Annotated in this window: 17 protein-coding genes, 1 tRNA gene and 1 pseudogene; 7 read left to right on the forward strand and 12 right to left on the reverse strand. The window is 63.6% G+C overall.

Annotated elements, in window-relative coordinates; translation table 11 throughout:
- Positions 1–44: 44 nt before the first annotated feature.
- Complete coding sequence (locus Q2941_RS11570) at positions 45–1,325, reverse strand: c-type cytochrome (RefSeq protein ID WP_245288025.1); 1,281 nt, start codon at positions 1,323–1,325, stop codon at positions 45–47.
- Between the two features lie 568 nt (positions 1,326–1,893).
- A complete protein-coding gene (locus Q2941_RS11575; RefSeq protein WP_458192557.1) occupies positions 1,894–2,088 on the reverse strand; it encodes a hypothetical protein in 195 nt (64 codons plus the stop codon).
- Between the two features lie 615 nt (positions 2,089–2,703).
- Here Q2941_RS11575 and Q2941_RS11580 point away from each other — a divergent pair.
- From Q2941_RS11580 to Q2941_RS11590, 3 genes and pseudogenes are all read left to right on the forward strand, one after another.
- Positions 2,704–3,021, forward strand: a complete 318-nt coding sequence (locus Q2941_RS11580) for a hypothetical protein (protein ID WP_254112427.1) — start codon at positions 2,704–2,706, stop codon at positions 3,019–3,021.
- A 302-nt stretch (positions 3,022–3,323) separates the two neighbouring features.
- Positions 3,324–3,806 (forward strand): hypothetical protein, encoded by a 483-nt coding sequence (locus Q2941_RS11585; protein ID WP_458192558.1) that lies wholly within the window; start codon positions 3,324–3,326, stop codon positions 3,804–3,806.
- Positions 3,807–4,334: 528 nt separating this feature from the next.
- A pseudogene (locus Q2941_RS11590) lies at positions 4,335–4,502 on the forward strand (ATP-dependent DNA ligase); the annotation flags it as partial.
- A gap of 1,006 nt (positions 4,503–5,508) precedes the next feature.
- Here the strand turns inward: Q2941_RS11590 and Q2941_RS11595 are convergent.
- Together Q2941_RS11595 and Q2941_RS11600 are read right to left on the reverse strand one after the other, a co-directional pair.
- Positions 5,509–5,652: a hypothetical protein gene (locus tag Q2941_RS11595; protein ID WP_458192559.1), complete on the reverse strand. Its 144-nt coding sequence runs from the start codon at positions 5,650–5,652 to the stop codon at positions 5,509–5,511.
- 272 nt (positions 5,653–5,924) lie between these two features.
- Positions 5,925–6,350 (reverse strand): hypothetical protein, encoded by a 426-nt coding sequence (locus Q2941_RS11600; RefSeq protein WP_458192560.1) that lies wholly within the window; start codon positions 6,348–6,350, stop codon positions 5,925–5,927.
- Between the two features lie 166 nt (positions 6,351–6,516).
- Here Q2941_RS11600 and Q2941_RS11605 point away from each other — a divergent pair, with 166 nt between their 5' ends.
- On the forward strand, positions 6,517–6,585 hold the full coding sequence (locus Q2941_RS11605; RefSeq protein ID WP_371260490.1) for a hypothetical protein: 69 nt from the start codon (positions 6,517–6,519) through the stop codon (positions 6,583–6,585).
- A gap of 221 nt (positions 6,586–6,806) precedes the next feature.
- On the opposite strand, the gene Q2941_RS11610 is transcribed toward Q2941_RS11605, so the two are convergent.
- Positions 6,807–7,049: a hypothetical protein gene (locus tag Q2941_RS11610; protein WP_156944328.1), complete on the reverse strand. Its 243-nt coding sequence runs from the start codon at positions 7,047–7,049 to the stop codon at positions 6,807–6,809.
- A gap of 263 nt (positions 7,050–7,312) precedes the next feature.
- Between Q2941_RS11610 and Q2941_RS11615 the strand changes: the two genes are divergently transcribed.
- The 3 genes from Q2941_RS11615 to Q2941_RS11625 all read left to right on the forward strand — a co-directional run bounded on the left by Q2941_RS11615 (position 7,313) and on the right by Q2941_RS11625 (position 8,382).
- A complete protein-coding gene (locus tag Q2941_RS11615; protein WP_254112429.1) occupies positions 7,313–7,522 on the forward strand; it encodes a hypothetical protein in 210 nt (69 codons plus the stop codon).
- Positions 7,523–7,626: 104 nt separating this feature from the next.
- Positions 7,627–7,854, forward strand: a complete 228-nt coding sequence (locus Q2941_RS11620) for a hypothetical protein (RefSeq protein WP_458192561.1) — start codon at positions 7,627–7,629, stop codon at positions 7,852–7,854.
- Positions 7,855–8,196: 342 nt separating this feature from the next.
- A complete protein-coding gene (locus tag Q2941_RS11625; RefSeq protein ID WP_254112430.1) occupies positions 8,197–8,382 on the forward strand; it encodes a hypothetical protein in 186 nt (61 codons plus the stop codon).
- 70 nt (positions 8,383–8,452) lie between these two features.
- Here Q2941_RS11625 and Q2941_RS11630 read toward each other — a convergent pair.
- From Q2941_RS11630 to Q2941_RS11660, 7 genes are all read right to left on the reverse strand, one after another.
- Positions 8,453–8,542, reverse strand: a tRNA-Ser gene (locus Q2941_RS11630).
- 316 nt (positions 8,543–8,858) lie between these two features.
- Positions 8,859–9,185: a hypothetical protein gene (locus Q2941_RS11635; RefSeq protein ID WP_035662557.1), complete on the reverse strand. Its 327-nt coding sequence runs from the start codon at positions 9,183–9,185 to the stop codon at positions 8,859–8,861.
- Between the two features lie 242 nt (positions 9,186–9,427).
- Positions 9,428–11,278: a dihydroxy-acid dehydratase gene (gene ilvD, locus Q2941_RS11640; protein ID WP_027523356.1), complete on the reverse strand. Its 1,851-nt coding sequence runs from the start codon at positions 11,276–11,278 to the stop codon at positions 9,428–9,430.
- A gap of 161 nt (positions 11,279–11,439) precedes the next feature.
- A complete protein-coding gene (locus tag Q2941_RS11645) occupies positions 11,440–12,300 on the reverse strand; it encodes an ABC transporter permease (RefSeq protein ID WP_458192562.1) in 861 nt (286 codons plus the stop codon).
- Entirely contained in the window at positions 12,297–13,226 is a 930-nt protein-coding gene (locus Q2941_RS11650; protein WP_458192563.1) for an ABC transporter permease, read from the reverse strand. Before Q2941_RS11650 ends, Q2941_RS11645 begins: the two co-directional genes overlap by 4 nt.
- Positions 13,226–14,218 (reverse strand): ABC transporter ATP-binding protein, encoded by a 993-nt coding sequence (locus tag Q2941_RS11655; protein WP_458192564.1) that lies wholly within the window; start codon positions 14,216–14,218, stop codon positions 13,226–13,228. Before Q2941_RS11655 ends, Q2941_RS11650 begins: the two co-directional genes overlap by 1 nt.
- Complete coding sequence (locus Q2941_RS11660) at positions 14,215–15,198, reverse strand: ABC transporter ATP-binding protein (protein WP_027523360.1); 984 nt, start codon at positions 15,196–15,198, stop codon at positions 14,215–14,217. Before Q2941_RS11660 ends, Q2941_RS11655 begins: the two co-directional genes overlap by 4 nt.

Raw genomic sequence — 15,198 nt, forward strand, 5'->3', positions numbered from 1 at the left:
GCTAACGAATATTCCCGTGGAGCAATGGCCGGGGTATTAGCGCCCTACTTCGACGTCGCACGCGCCAGAAAGTCCGCGAGTGCGCGGCGGTCTTCGGCCGAGCTGATGCGCTGTTCTGGCATCTTCGTGCCGGGCGTATAGGCGTTCGGCCCGATCTCGAACAGTTTTGACACGGTCTCTGGCGTCCAGACGATGTCCATCCTCTTGAGCGCGTCGGAGAAGCGGTAGCCCGGCAGCGAGGCGATCTTCCGGCCGTAGAGTCCGGCAAGCGTCGGGCCGGCGCGCTGCACCTCCGTCTCCGACAGCGTGTGGCAGGCGACGCAGGCCCGGAAGATTTCGGCGCCGTGATCGCCGGCATAGGTGGCGAGCGGGTCGGCTGGCGTGCCCAAGAGGTTGGAGCCGATAGCATCGCCGGTCAGTGCGTTCCATTGCCTGATCCTGCCATCGGCGCCGCCGGTCAGAAGCGTCGCGCCATCGGGCAGGAACGCAACCGACCAGACCGGCATGCCGGGCCCGGCGAGCGTGCGCAGCACGCTGCGCGCTTTGCGATCGACGATCGCCACGGTGCCGCCAATCCGGGCTGCGGCAATCAAGGTACCGTCAAGCGAGATCGCCAGGGCCACGATCGGCGTGGTGCCAGCAGCAACGTCACCGCTTTCCTTGCCATCTGAGGTCATCATGCGCAGCCTGCCGTCTGCTGCGCCCGTGACGATTTCGCCGTCCGGTGCGATCGCAACTGCGTTCAATGGCGCCGGCAAGGTCGCAATCTCGGATGTCCCATCCGCCAAATGCCAGACCCGCGCCGTAAGGTCGTAGCCGACACTCACGAGCGATTGTCCGCCTGGCGTAAAGGTAACGCCGTTGATGTTTTGCGAATGCCCCTCCAACACGCGCGACGTGCCATCCGACAGCGTCCAAAGCCGCACGGTATGGTCCCACGAGGCTGATGCGAGCTTCGATGCATCGGGCGAAACGGCGAGCCCGACAATGGGTCCCGTATGACCTTCGAAAACCCGGTCGGGCTGCGGCCGGCCTGGCGTCCAAATAGCAATCTGGCCGTCCGCACCAGCCGTTGCCACTCTTCCCTCTCCAAGGAAGGCAACCGCGTTCACCGCACCCGAATGGAAACGAAGGACCTGCTCGGCGGACTCGGTTGCGAGGGACCATCGGATCGCTGCAGTGTCGAAGCTACCCGACAAAACGGTCTTGCCATCGGCCGAGACGGCGATCGCCCGGACAGGCCCGCCGTGTCCCGCCAACTGGGCCTGCGCTGGTTGCAGCGCCGGGAGCAGCGATGCTGTCAGAAGCACGGTAGCGAGACGCAAGGTCCAATCCCTAGGTCGTCGGAGACGATCACAGCGAAACACCCGGCAGGCTTGGCTCCAGGAGAAACAACCACCCCTTTTGATCCAGCTCAACGAATGAAGCTCGTGTCCGGTTCCAGGGTGCGACAAGCGGCGCCTTGAATGGCGACCTGCGTGATCGCAGGCTTGCCAAAGGCCCCTCACCGATCGAGGCCGAACATGCAACTGCACCCGAAAGCATATCGGCAACTCATCTCGCGATTGTGGCACTTTCGCGCTTTGCTGCCCCGAAATCGCGATCCCGCCAACCAGGCCGCGTCGCCAGTGCTCATCTACATCGTCGCCGTGCTAGTGCTACTATTGGCTGTCCTTGAGATCGACCTCCACCGTGCGGCGCTTCAATCCTTGGGACTGCCCGGGGATCCTGTTGGGATCGACCCGATTTTCATGAGTCCATGAGACAACGATTGAGACGTTGCTGCTCTCGCGGGCGGACCAGCCGCCTCACTCACCGAGCTTTTCGATGGCATACGAGCCGCCCGACGCCTGCTCGAACCCCAGTTGGTTCGAGACGATGGCAGCATTCTCACTACCGCTGTGATTCCCTTGGAAACACCAGTGATCGATCTTCGAAATCTTCAACTGGTAGTTTGCTTTGTTGCGGCACCTTTTGCATCTCTGCTACCGATGTGTGAGTTACCGATGGTGGATGTGCTCGCGGAATGCTCGTTGCGGCCAAGACGAGCGCGAGGGCGGTCAGGCCTGAGATCATCAGGAACTTCATGCAAATCTCCGTTGAGACTGTCTCAGTCCTGCCTAGTGCAAGGCTCGGGGCCGCCGTGTGAAGTCCTTCACATCTCTCTTCTTCTTGATACCGCTGGAGTTGTTGCCCCAAGCTCCGGTCATCTGGTGCGCTGGCCCTGCCCTGCCGGCGTAGTCCGAAGCTCAGCCGCGCAGATTTGTAGCTCGTCACCGTAGCTAGTCACGCGGGTCTCGGGGGATTGTCGAAAATCGAAGACAGTTCAATATCTTGCTATTTCGGTTTGGAGGAGCGGTGAACAACATACTTGGCGGAAGGGGTGTCCTGTCAACCGGGCTGATATCGTTCGTCTTTTCTGCAAGCTTTGCACGCAATCTACGGTGCTAGCAACGGTGCGCACAGCGGCCTTACGACCGTAGTTTTTGGCTAGCCCTACAGTGCTCCTTCTCCTCCGGCGGCGGGCGATGCACCGCCGCGTGAAAAACGCGGGGTACGCGTGACCACTAGCTAGGTCGAGTTTGGCCGCAAATGCAAGACACGCTGACCTATAAGCCTCAGCAACGTCAAATTCCCGCCACTGTGCCAGCACTTCGCCGGGTTCATAGAATTGTCGCACACCTCAGCGCAGGGGGGGGGACAATGATCGAGGACAACAGCAATCGCCACAGTGGAGCTAATGGCTCCAAGCTTTCAAAAAACGTCCAATTGCACGTCATTCGCCTAACGCTTAATCAGCTTGACCAACAGTTAACAAGCATGCGGGAGAGCGACGGCGAGAGCGTTGTCGAGGATATCATAGACAAGAGCCGCACCAGCACGTTCATTAGAACGGTGGTAGAGCGCGAGCTAAAGCGACGGGACGAAGGAGATCAATTGTTTGCTCGCGTTGAGGGGGTGGTTAAAGCGCTTCGTACCGCAGACGAGGCAGCCTTGTCGTCGCCTCCAAAGGTAGGATAACGACCCTGATCCGGATGCTCGGAATAATCGTCCCGCCCATAGATATATCGGCTGCCCCCCGAAATGCCGGGCTGGCTGATGATTGCCGCAACGAAAAAAAATTCGCTCAGTTTCATGAGACACCACCTCAAAAGGTAGCAGCAAGAACATCCATCTTGCGATCGCCAGCCGCTTCGATCAGGAGACTACCGCAAACTTCGCCATGTAGTGCGCGAGATCACCAAAGCTGATCAAGCATGCTGCCACTGTGGCCGACATCAGCCACGCTATCGCGAAAGGCGTTGACCATGAGGGAGATCGTCATGGGTCTCAACAATACCGAGCGGCAGGCGCGATGGCGCACCAAACGGAAGGAGGAAATCGAACGACTGCGCAACGTCGTCGCCGAACAGTTCAAACAATTGGCCGAGGCGCGAAGAGAAATCGAGATTGCCGCCCTTCAGCAAGAGAACGCGACATTGAAGATTGCGCTTGCTGATGAGCGCAAACAGCATGCAGCAACCAAGGCCATGGCGGCCAAGCCCGCGCCGCCGCCAATTGATCCCGACGAGGTGGCCCGCCTCAAGGAGAGGAACCGCAAGCTGTGGCTCGCGCTACGGGAAATGAATAAATGGTACGAGGGGGAAAGTTGCCGGAAGGGCATCATGACGTTCGCGACTTACGGCAAGCTCATGAAATGCTTGCATCCTGACAGCCAGCCAAGCGACGCGGAGAGAAGTGAGGCATGCGCGCTGCTCGGTCAATGGAAGCAGGACGGGGATAGAGCCCGACGCCGGGCCCACTAGCGGCCCGCGTCAATCCTGCGCCACTAACCTGCGGTCGTCGCCTCTCACCGAAATGCGAAAGCCGTACAATTCATCGAGCCAGACTTGCTCGACGGCCCCGGCTTTTCCCTCGGTCAGGACAACGCCAAATGACGCTCCGCGCGGACTGATGAAGTCTTCCCGAGAAAGTCAGTGACTGTTCCCTACATGCGCGTTGCCTAGCGCTCTCAAAGGGCGCCAACCCGCGCTGTTTGGGGAGACCGATATCCTGGCCAGCCGCTGTGATCGCGGCGGCGCTCGACGTTCATATCCGGTCATGGCTCTGCTCAAGGAGATCGAGAAGGCGCAGAAGCTGCTCTAGGCTAGGCGCCACGACAGGAGGCGGGACGCACCAAGGCCGACCTCCCGTTGCAACCCCGCTGGCGCAACAGCCGGGCCTCCAGTGCAGCGACCGCGCGTCAGCGTGGTTTAAGCCCCCCTGACCCGCAGCAAATAAGCTGCATTGTTGCCTTTCTGGGAGCTAGATCGTGCTGTGAGGATGGCGCGTGCGTGGAGGCCGCGCGCAAGCTCCGCCAGAAGCAATTCGTGCTGGACGGCGAAGCGGTCGTGCTCGGCGTCGATGCTAGTCAGACTTCAACGCGCTTCACTCGCGCAAGCACGATCATGAGCTCGCAGTTCTGCGCCTTCGATATTCTTGCCGAAGGCGGTGACGATCTGCATCTGCCATGACTGTTGAAGCCGCGCTTGAAAACTTCTCCCGCGCATGGATTTTTCAATTGGCGACTCGACCAAATTCAACATGCACCCCCTCCACAACGGATTCCAGCCGCGCGGTGAAAAAATGAAAACTGGCAACCGGAGGACCTTCGGAGGTTGCGACCGAAGTCCCGGCGGACAGGCCGGGCCACTCGGCAATTTCGAGAGCTATTCGGTCTCACGCGGTCTGGCTGTCTGCACGCGGGTCTTTTTCACCACAGTGTTTTGCGTAGAGGGTCTTGAGTCCGGCTGGGGACTTGCCGCAATGGCGTAGAATTGAAATCAGGCTCCGCAAGCCAACCGTCAAGGAGGTCGAGGCCAGCGCCGCCGCGAGCAGCACTGGGGCTGCTTATCAGAGTCAGATGCCGCTAGCTCGCCGTTCTGCCGTCGCAGTTCCATCAACCAAGCCGCAGCAGTTTCCGTTGCCGCTGGTCCCGCGTTGACGAAACACGCAAACCCCTAAAAGTCACCGGCCCCGACGATATTGCACGTCGGGGCCCTTCAAGACCATCAGGTCGGTTACATCCGCCGTACCTTCCGATCCTTGATGTCGTCGATTACCACATGCCATCTAGTGTACGATGTGGCGTTGATGCGCCGTGACGCCGATCACATTCCGCTCGAAAGCGGCTCGCGGCCGAGGCGCAGCGCAACGGCATGACTTGGCGACCGAGCATGTTCGTCCCCGTTCTGCTCGGGGCCGGCTGGCAGATTGTGGTGAGCGGCGGCACCACGCACGTTCCGGTGATTACAACCCGCGACCGCCTCGGCGTGCTTCAACGGCACGTGGTTCGCGCCCGGCGGTGGCCGGTTTCTCCTTTCACCCGCCACCGCCCCCTTTTTGACGTTTCGAGCACCGGGAATATCCAACCCGACGCCGCTCGAAGGGAGCCTCGCTGCTGACGTTGGATGTAAACGCAGCACGCGCGGCGACCTTTTACCCGTGAGGTGAATCCACAATGGACGCTTACATTCCTTGCGCCGACCGACTACCCACGACAGCAGCCTCGATCCCATCAACCGCTGACAGCGTTGCCGCGACGTCGTCATTGTCCTTGTCCTGGGCGTAGGGGCTCGCCCCATAGCGCGTGGCGCTGAAACCCATCACCAACAGTCGGCTCCGGCCTCGACTTGCCGCAGTGCCGTGCATCACAGTTGAGGCGAGGCCGATATGTTGTCATCCGGCAGTTAGCGCACCGTAGCAGTTTACTGTTCGCGGTAAGCGCGGCGGGACAGGTGGCCTCCTCAGCGCCTGTCCCGCTGTCCCAACCCTCTGCGTCCGCGCGACCGTTGCCGGCCCCCATTGGCGATAGCTCGGCGTAGTCGCCCCACTTCGCGGGCCATACCGACCCCCCTGCCAACCGCGACCGGCGCCCGTTGAATTCACGGGCTTTTCGCGAGCATCAAAATGAAGCTCCACGTTGGAGCAGGCCATGAAGTGTCAGCACTGACGGACAGACCACGGAGAACCAGCGCCGCGAGCTGGAGGCGGTCGCTGAGCGCTCGGGCTGGGTGATCGCAGGCCTCTACGAGGACGCCGACGTCAGCGGCTCCAACGGCCGCAACAAGCGTCCTGGCTTCGATCGGCTGCTGAAGGATGTCACCGCCCGCTAGATCAACATGATCGCGGCCTGGAGCGTTGATCGCCTCGGCCGCAGCTTGCAGGATCTGGTCGGCTTCCTGGGCGACCTCCAGGCCGCGAAGTAAGTGCGACCTGTACCTGCACCAGCAGGCGCCCGACACCACGACGCCCCCGGGGCGCACGATGTTCCAGATGTGCGGCGTGTTTGCCGAAGTCGAGAAGGCCATGTCGTCGAGCGCGTCAACGCCGGCCTCGCACGCGCCAAGGCAAACGGCGTGAAGCTAGGCCGTGACAGCCGCAAGGACGGCCACAGAAGCGCTGATGAGAAGCGCTGGGGGATGAAGGGTCGAGCTGGAAAGACGCATCAGGCGGCTGCGCAGCGAAGGCAAGGGCATTCCCACGATCGCCCGCACGATCGGCGTCGGCACCAGCACCGTGCAGCGCGCCCTGGAGGCGTCATGACTGACCGCCGGATCGATTCAAGAACTTCCGGCGCTGAAGGCGCGCTCATAAATCGAACCCACAGCCGTTTCTGAGTGGTACAGCGGTTGCGGCTTTATGGTGGCTACGAACGCCACGAAGCACAGCGCTAAGAGCGCGAAGGTCATGAGACTGAAAGTGTGGTTCAGGGCCACCTTCGCTCCATTAGTTCTAGGGCTGCATCATGCATGATCACGACTTGCCTAAACTACGGCTAGCCGGCTGATAAAGCCGGAGTTCTGCTGACCACCGAGCAGATTGAAGGCGGTGGCGTTAGCGCCGACAGCCACAGCAATCTGCACGGCAATGTTTTCCTGTATGAAGATATTGCCGAAATTGACGATATTGCCGAGTTTGCCGAAGAGCCCGTCGAGCCCGTCGTGACAACAACACCCTCCACTCACGGCGTCGAGTTCGGTATCGATCAGTTCACGCATTTCACTCATGAATTCCCTCCTCGGGGGGTGCATGTGAACAACATCTGGCTCAAACCAAGCCGGCGCCTCACCGTGTTTGTACCGGAGGCTGGTTTTTCCATCTGTGAGAGAAATCACGTGGCGCCCTACAGCGGCTCTCGGACGTCAAGCTGATCCCGGATCATTCGAAGACGCGCCTGTGGGCGACTTGGCCGACCAGGGTGCTCACGCCTAACGGGGATTGATCCAGTCCCTCTCGCGCCGCCGGCAGTGGGGGTGCCGGAGGGCGCGCCATGAGCCGACACTCCGACGGATTTAAATGCCGCCCACGCCACCGCGGACTCGTGGAGCTGCCCGACGGTCTCGTTCACGGTCGCGCCAACGGCGTCGAGTTCTGCAGGCCGCCCACAGCGCGCGACCAGCGCAAGCTGGCGCCGCCGCGGGAAACCACCATCATCGTTCCGAAGCCGCTGCGGCGAAGGCGGCATGTGGACCTTGGCTGACGCGCGATCGAATGCACGAAAGTGGTGCATGTTTCCGCATGCATTTTTGACCTCCGTCTGACGCCGAGAAATGCTCGATCGCCGTTCACCGGGAAAGCATGCCAATGACCAACATAACCCCTCTGCGGGACTACCTGCAGCACGAACCGCCGCTACGGGTCGACGAGATCGAGGTCGAATACGTCGGCGGCAACGTCTTAGTCACCTTCAACCCATCCAGTAAGCCGGTGCGCATCTCGATATCGACCGGCGTCTTCACGAAGATGATGACCACGGCGACCGAGGCGATGAACGCGAACCTCTCCGCCGTGTTGAGCGATATCCGCGGCTGACGCCACCGCGCACTGACTTCGAGAGTTGATCTTCACAGTGGTGCCAACCCATCGCTCTGCCTCGGGGACGCCCAGGAATAGGTCGGCCTTCCACAAGCCGCTGATCGAGGTGGGAAGGCTGGTTGATCGCCTCCGGAATGCTCTCGCTAGCTCGCTGAGGTGTCGTTTGATTTTCGGTGGCTGGTCCTGCACTCCAGAGAGCACACGACTGTCGTCGGTGAACTCCTGGTGCACAGTATCAATCAGCTGCTGCCGGCCAGATTTCTCAATTCCGAAGAGGAGCGAGCGGGGATCACCTGAGATCTTGCACAGCTTTAGCGCGTCGGAGATCCTTTCGAGCACATGCGGATTTCCGGCGTTGAGCGCCTCATGCACAGCGTACTCGAAGCAGATGCCGCAATCACCGTCGCCTTGCCTCCTGGCTCGGGCCAGCATGAACAGCTTCAGATTCTGATAGTCGCCGACTTCCATGGCGACTTCGCGCGCCGGCCAGCGCTGGGCCGCCAATCGCTCATCGCGTCACCGTAGAACGGCGCATATGGGATCGAGTATGGGTAGACCATGACAATCTAAAATTCATTAATGATTTCAATGATGCTGGCGGAAGGGGTGGGATTCGAACCCACGGTACCCTTGCGGGCACGCCGGTTTTCAAGACCGGTGCCTTAAACCACTCGGCCACCCTTCCCTGACAGGAATTTCAGTCGCTTAACGCAGGCGCTCCGCAAACGCAACGCGAACTTGGCCCAAGCCGGGCGGCAAGTGCCCTCGCCCACCGGAACCGCCTGTAAGGTCGCTGTCAGCTTGGCGCCTTAGCTTGCGAAGCTTGCAACGGCACTCATCACGTGGCCGGACACACTCAAATCCCGACATCGGCGCCGCCGCCCAGGGCGTCGCCGGTTACGAGGCCCGGTTGGACTGGTCTCCAACTCCGGGCCTCGTTCGCTTCAAACGAAAGCGCGGCGCCAGGGCGCCGCGCTTTTTTGTCCGCAACTGATTCTGGTTCAGTAGCCGCCGCAGGATGCGCAAGGCGAGGCGACCGGGGCGTAATAAGAGTAGCCGGGCGAGACCATCTCGACGCGCTGGCGCGTCGCATATTGCGGCGGAATGCGCTCGTACTGCACGCCGGGCGGGGCGACCATCACGGTCTGCGGCACCATCACGGTGCGGTATTGCGCGGGGGTGCGATGGGCAACGACGGCGCCGGGCGAGATCATCACGGTCTCATCGACGGCGCGATATTGCGGCGCCACGTATTGCTGCTGGTAGCAGGTCGTGCACGGCGGCGGGGTGTAGCAACTGTAGCAGCCGGCGGACGCGGCGCCCGTCATGGCGATGACGGCGGTTGCGCTGGCGAAAACGACGGCAATGGTACGAGACATGGTGGTAGTGCCCCAACAAGCGAAATGATTTGGATCGATAAATCGGCGTGCAGCAGTATACGCCGCGAAATCCGCATTGATGAAAGTTCGTCGGGGCATCCTTAACGCGACCAGCCAATTCTGGCTGGCCGCTAACGCTTCATTGACCAATCACGATCCGACCCGCGGATCGCAGCGCGCGATAGCGCCGCTCAGTTCGAGCGGCGCTTGACCTCGCGCACCGCGCCGCGCGCGGCGCTGGTGGTCAGTGCGGCATACGCTTGCAGCGCGGTCGAGACGTTGCGCTTGCGGTTCTGCGGCTGCCAGGCCGCATCGTCCCGCGCCTCCTCCGCTGCACGACGCTTGGCGAGCTCCTCGTCGGAGACGTCGAGCTGGATGCTGCGGTTGGGAATGTCGATCGCGATGCGGTCGCCGTCGCGCACGAGCCCGATGTTGCCGCCTTCGGCGGCCTCCGGCGACAGATGCCCGATCGAGAGCCCTGAGGACCCGCCGGAGAAACGGCCGTCGGTGACGAGCGCGCAGGCTTTGCCGAGGCCGACCGACTTCAGATAGCTGGTCGGATAGAGCATCTCCTGCATGCCGGGGCCGCCGCGCGGGCCTTCGTAGCGCACGACCACGACTTCGCCGGCAACGACCTTGCCGCCCAGAATGCCCTCGACTGCGGCGTCCTGGCTCTCGAACACGCGTGCGGGGCCAGAGAATTTCAGGATCGAAGCGTCGACGCCCGCGGTCTTCACGATGCAGCCGTCCTGCGCGAGGTTGCCGTAGAGCACGGCAAGGCCGCCGTCCTTGCTGAAGGCGTGCTCGAGATTTCGCACAACACCCTTCTCGCGGTCGAGATCGAGCTCGTCGTAGCGGCGCTCCTGGCTGAAGGCGACCTGGGTCGGGATGCCGCCGGGCGAGGCGCGATAGAAGGTGCGCACCGCCTCGCTCTTCGAGCGCTTGACGTCCCAGCGCTCCAAGGCGTCGGCCATGGTCGGTGCGTGCACGGTCGAGACCTTTGTGTCGATCAGGCCGGCGCGATCGAGCTCGCCCAGGATGCCCATGATGCCGCCGGCGCGATGGACGTCCTCGACATGCACGTCGGCGACGGAAGGAGCGACCTTGCAGAGCACGGGCACGCGTCGCGACAGGCGGTCGATGTCGTGCATGGTGAACTCGACCTGCCCCTCATGGGCAGCCGCAAGCAGATGCAGCACGGTGTTGGTCGAGCCGCCCATCGCGATATCCAGCGTCATCGCGTTCTCGAACGCCTTGAAATTCGCGACGTTGCGCGGCAGCACGCTCGCGTCGTCCTGCTCATAATAGCGGCGCACGAGATCGACGATGGTGTGGCCGGCCTCGACGAACAGCCGCTTGCGGTCGGCATGGGTTGCGACCACCGAGCCGTTGCCGGGCAGCGCGAGGCCCAGCGCCTCGGTGAGGCAGTTCATCGAATTTGCCGTGAACATGCCCGAGCAGGAGCCGCAGGTCGGACACGCCGAGCGCTCGATCACCTTGACGTCGTCATCGCTGACCTTGGAATCGGCGGCGGCGACCATCGCATCGATCAGATCGACCGCATGGGTCTTGCCGTGCAGCTTGACCTTGCCGGCCTCCATCGGGCCGCCCGAGACGAACACCGCGGGGATGTTGAGCCGCAGCGCCGCCATCAGCATGCCAGGCGTGATCTTGTCGCAATTGGAGATGCAGACGAGGCCGTCGGCGCAATGGGCGTTGGCCATGTATTCGACGCTGTCGGCGATCAATTCGCGCGACGGCAGGCTGTAGAGCATGCCGTCATGGCCCATGGCGATGCCGTCGTCGACCGCGATGGTGTTGAATTCCTTGGCGACGCCGCCGGCCTGCTCAATCTCGCGGGCGACGAGCTGGCCGAGGTCCTTCAGGTGGACGTGGCCGGGCACGAACTGGGTGAAGGAGTTGACGACCGCGATGATCGGCTTGCCGAAATCCGCATCCTTCATGCCCGTCGCGCGCCAGAGGCCGCGCGCGCCCGCCATGTTGCGGCCGTGGGTGGTGGTGCGGGAGCGATAGGCTGGCATGGCGGTTTCCGTCCTGGTTGGGTGGGGCCAGGCGGGAAATTTTGAAGCCGCCTCAGGCCTTTCCGGCCGGATAGCGCACGGGGTCGGCTCGCGCAACGGGAACTTGGGCCGGACAGGGCTCCCCTGCCCCAGGCGCGGCCTCCTCGTAGCCCGCCTTGCCCCTATTGAAGGGTCGGATCGAGCCGGTCACGCAGCCAGTCCCCGATCACTGAGACCGCCAGCGTCGTCACGACGATGGTCGTGGCCGGCGCCAGCATGATCCAGGGCGCCCGGGTCAGGTACTCCCGCCCATAACCGACCATGTTGCCGAGGCTGGTCATCGGCGGCTGCACGCCAAGGCCGAGAAAGGACAGGCCCGATTCCATCAGGATCACCTCGGGGAAGACCAGCGTCGTCGAGACGATCAGGGTCGAGGCGATGTTGGGGAGAATGTGCCGCAGGTAAATCCGCGCCGGCGTCGCCCCTAACTGCCGGACGGCGGCCGCATAACCTTGCGCATTGGCCGAGATGGCAAGGCCCCGCGCGATGCGGGCATAGCGCTCCCAGCCGAACAGTCCCATCAAGCCGATCAGCAGCGGCAGCGAATTGCCGAAGAAGGCGAGCACCGCGAGCGCCATGATCAGGAAGGGCATGCTGGCCTGGAAGTCGGTCAGCATCAGCACGAGTTGCTCGACCACGCCGCGGAAATGCGCTGCGAGGAAGCCGAGCGTGGTACCGACGACGGCCGAGATCGCGGTCGCACCGAACGCAATCAACAGCGAGATGCGGATCGATACGAGCAGACGCGAGAGCACGTCGCGCCCGAGCTCGTCGGTGCCGAGCCAGTGCGCGACATTGCCGGGTGCCGACAGGCGGTTGCGCAGGTCGAGCTGGGTGAAGCCGTAAGGCGCGATCTTCTCGGCGAAGGCTGCGATCAGCAGCACCACGACGATCCAGGTGATCGCGAGCGCGACCGAGACCGGAATGGCCGGCAGGCTGATGCGACGGCGGATGGCGGTGTCCTTGAGCGTCGCATCGGTCATGCATGGGCTCCCTTCGCGCGCAAGCGCGGATCGAGGAAGCCGTAGAGGAAATCGACGATCAGGTTCGACGTGACCATCGTCATCGCGACGAGCAGCAGGATGCATTGCACGACGGCGAGGTCGCGGTTGGCAACCGCAACAACGAGCAGCCGCCCTACTCCCGGCCAGGCAAACACGCTCTCGACCACGACCGCGCCGGCGATCAGCGTTCCCACCATGAAGCCCAGAATGGTCACGGTCGGGATCGCCGCATTCGGCAACGCATGCGCGGTCACGACCTTGCGCCAAGGCACGCCCTTGGCGGAGGCGGTGCGGATATAGGGCTGGCCCAGCACCTCCAGCATCGCGCTGCGGGTGAAGCGCGCCAATACGGCCGCGCCGCCAAGGCCGAGGGTTGCGATCGGCAGGATCGCGTGGCGCCAGCTGTCCTGCCCGCCCGAAGGCAGCCACCCGAGCTGCACGGCGAAAACGAGCACGAGCAGCAGCGCCAGCACGAAGCTCGGCACCGTGAAGCCCGCAACCGCCGTGATCATCACTGCGCGGTCGATCGCCGAGCCGCGATTGAGCGCTGCGTAGATGCCGGCGGGAATACCGAGCGCCACCTTGAAGGCGAAGGCCGGCAGCGTCAGCGCGAGAGTTGCAGGGATCCGCTCCAGCACGAGCTGGATCGCGGGCCTTCCATCGCGCATCGAGCGGCCGAGCTCGCCCTTGGCGATGGCGCCGAAATAGTCGACGTACTGTATCCAGATGGGGTCATCGAGGCCCCAGGCCTTGCGGAAGGCAGCAAGTACCTCCGGCGGCGCTTCGGGCCCCAGGATCATCAACGAGGGATCGCCGGAGAGGCGCAAGACCACAAAGGCGAAGGTGACGACCAAAATGATCGTGAGCAGCGCGCGTCCGATCCGGATTGCAAAATAGCGGCCCATCACGCCGCATCCTGGCTCTGGGCCTGCGACCCGCTCACGAGATGGCAGGCGACCTGCCGGTCGCTCGCAATGGAAGACAGCGCCGGCAGCTCGGTCGCGCAACGCGAAATCGCGCGCGGACAGCGCGGATGGAAGGCGCAGCCGGAGGGGCGCGCGGCTGGGTTCGGCGGATCGCCCGAGAGCACGATGCGGCCCGCGCTGCGGCGGCCGGGCGCCGGCGAGGCCGAGACCAGCGCCTGCGTATAGGGATGCTCGGGACGGGCGAAGAGATCGTCGGCGCTGCCGGTTTCGACGATGCGGCCGAGATACATCACGGCAACGACATTGCTGATCTGCCTGACGACGCGCAGGTCGTGGCTGATGAACAGCATGGTCAGCGCAAGCTCGGCCTGGAGATCGGCGAGCAGGTTCACCACCTGCGCCTGGATCGAGACATCGAGCGCGCTGACCGGCTCATCGCAGACCAGGAAATCAGGTTTTGTCGCCAGCGCTCGCGCCAGCACGATGCGCTGGCGCTGCCCACCCGACAATGCGCCCGGATAGCGCCGGCCGTGCTGTGGGTTGAGTTCGACGGACCTCAGCAGCTCCTGCACGCGCGCCTCGCGCTCGGCCCCAGTGCCGAGACCATGGACATCCAGCGGCTCGCGGATCTGGTCGGCGACGGGCAAGCGGCGGTCGAGCGCCCCCAGTGGATCCTGAAAGATCATCTGCATGCGCGCACGCTGCGCGCGCCATTTTGGCGTCCCCGGCGCAGCCATCGACTTGCCGCCGAACCGCACCTCGCCGGCGTCAGGCGGCTCGAGCCCGAGCACGATGCGGCCCGTCGTCGACTTGCCGGAGCCGGACTCGCCGACGAGGCCAAGCGTCTCGCCCTTGCGGATGGAGAGTGATACGCCGTCGAGCGCGTGTACCGCCGAGCTCCGACCGAACATGCCTGAACGCATGGTATAGGTGCGCGAAATCGCAGCGACCTCGACGAGCGGCGCGCTCATTCCGCGGCGATCCCGAGCAGCGCTCGGCGCGAGGCTTCGGCGCGGACGCAGGCGACAGTGCGCGCATCGCCGAGCGGCGCAAGGCTGGGCGCACTGATGCCGCACTGCTCGACTGCCAAGGCACAGCGCGGCGCAAACCCGCAGCCCGCCGGCATTTTCGACGGGTCGGGAACGGTCCCCGGAATGGCCGCCAGCCGGCGACGTGGCCCGTCCAGCGGCGGCAATGCACCGATCAGGCCTTGCGCATAGGGGTGCCAGGGATCGTCGAACAGCGCCACCGCGGGCGCCTGCTCGACGATGCGGCCCGCATACATCACCGCGACACGGTCGCAATTCTCTGCGACGACGCCAAGATCGTGGCTGATCAGCACCATCGCCATGCCGAGTTCGCGGCGCACCGACGACAATAGCTCCAGGATCTGCGCCTGGATCGTCGCATCGAGCGCGGTGGTCGGCTCGTCCGCGATCAGCAGATCGGGGTTTCCGGCCAAAGCCATCGCGATCATGATGCGCTGGACCTGGCCGCCGGAGAATTCGTGCGGATAGGCCGAGAGCCGCCGCGCCGCGTCGGGAATGCCGACGAGGTCGAGCAGCCTTCGCGCTTCCGCTTTCAGCGCGTCGCCCGAGAGATCGCGATGCAGCGCCAGGGCTTCGCAAAGCTGCCTGCGGATGGTCAGTACCGGATTGAGCGCACTCGCCGGATCCTGGAAGATCATGGCGACGCGCCCGCCTCGCACCTGATCGAGCGTCGCGGCGGGCGCGCCGAGGATCTCACGCCCATCCAGCCGCACCGATCCCGAGACCCTCGCGTGACGCGGCAACAGGCCGAGCGCGGCCAGCCAGGTCACCGACTTGCCCGATCCGGACTCGCCGACGAGGCCGACGGCCTCGCCCTTGCGCACAGAGAGGTCGACGCCGTGCAGCACCGGCACGCCGTTGAAGACGACGCTTAAGGCCTCGATGCTGACCAGCGGCGACAC

It is taken from the genome of Bradyrhizobium sp. UFLA05-153 (genome assembly GCF_054185185.1).

What these genes read in the sequence shown, in the direction of transcription:
- Q2941_RS11650 (WP_458192563.1), bottom strand. Translation starts at nt 13,226, where the DNA reads ATGGGCCGCTATTTTGCAATCCGGATCGGACGCGCGCTGCTCACGATC.
- Q2941_RS11620 (WP_458192561.1), top strand. Translation starts at nt 7,627, where the DNA reads ATGACCAACATAACCCCTCTGCGGGACTACCTGCAGCACGAACCGCCG.
- Q2941_RS11585 (WP_458192558.1), top strand. Translation starts at nt 3,324, where the DNA reads ATGGGTCTCAACAATACCGAGCGGCAGGCGCGATGGCGCACCAAACGG.
- Q2941_RS11635 (WP_035662557.1), bottom strand. Translation starts at nt 9,185, where the DNA reads ATGACGGGCGCCGCGTCCGCCGGCTGCTACAGTTGCTACACCCCGCCG.
- ilvD (WP_027523356.1), bottom strand. Translation starts at nt 11,278, where the DNA reads ATGCCAGCCTATCGCTCCCGCACCACCACCCACGGCCGCAACATGGCG.
- Q2941_RS11625 (WP_254112430.1), top strand. Translation starts at nt 8,197, where the DNA reads ATGCGGATTTCCGGCGTTGAGCGCCTCATGCACAGCGTACTCGAAGCA.
- Q2941_RS11600 (WP_458192560.1), bottom strand. Translation starts at nt 6,350, where the DNA reads ATGGCCTTCTCGACTTCGGCAAACACGCCGCACATCTGGAACATCGTG.
- Q2941_RS11615 (WP_254112429.1), top strand. Translation starts at nt 7,313, where the DNA reads ATGAGCCGACACTCCGACGGATTTAAATGCCGCCCACGCCACCGCGGA.
- Q2941_RS11655 (WP_458192564.1), bottom strand. Translation starts at nt 14,218, where the DNA reads ATGAGCGCGCCGCTCGTCGAGGTCGCTGCGATTTCGCGCACCTATACC.
- Q2941_RS11580 (WP_254112427.1), top strand. Translation starts at nt 2,704, where the DNA reads ATGATCGAGGACAACAGCAATCGCCACAGTGGAGCTAATGGCTCCAAG.
- Q2941_RS11610 (WP_156944328.1), bottom strand. Translation starts at nt 7,049, where the DNA reads ATGAGTGAAATGCGTGAACTGATCGATACCGAACTCGACGCCGTGAGT.
- Q2941_RS11575 (WP_458192557.1), bottom strand. Translation starts at nt 2,088, where the DNA reads ATGAAGTTCCTGATGATCTCAGGCCTGACCGCCCTCGCGCTCGTCTTG.
- Q2941_RS11645 (WP_458192562.1), bottom strand. Translation starts at nt 12,300, where the DNA reads ATGACCGATGCGACGCTCAAGGACACCGCCATCCGCCGTCGCATCAGC.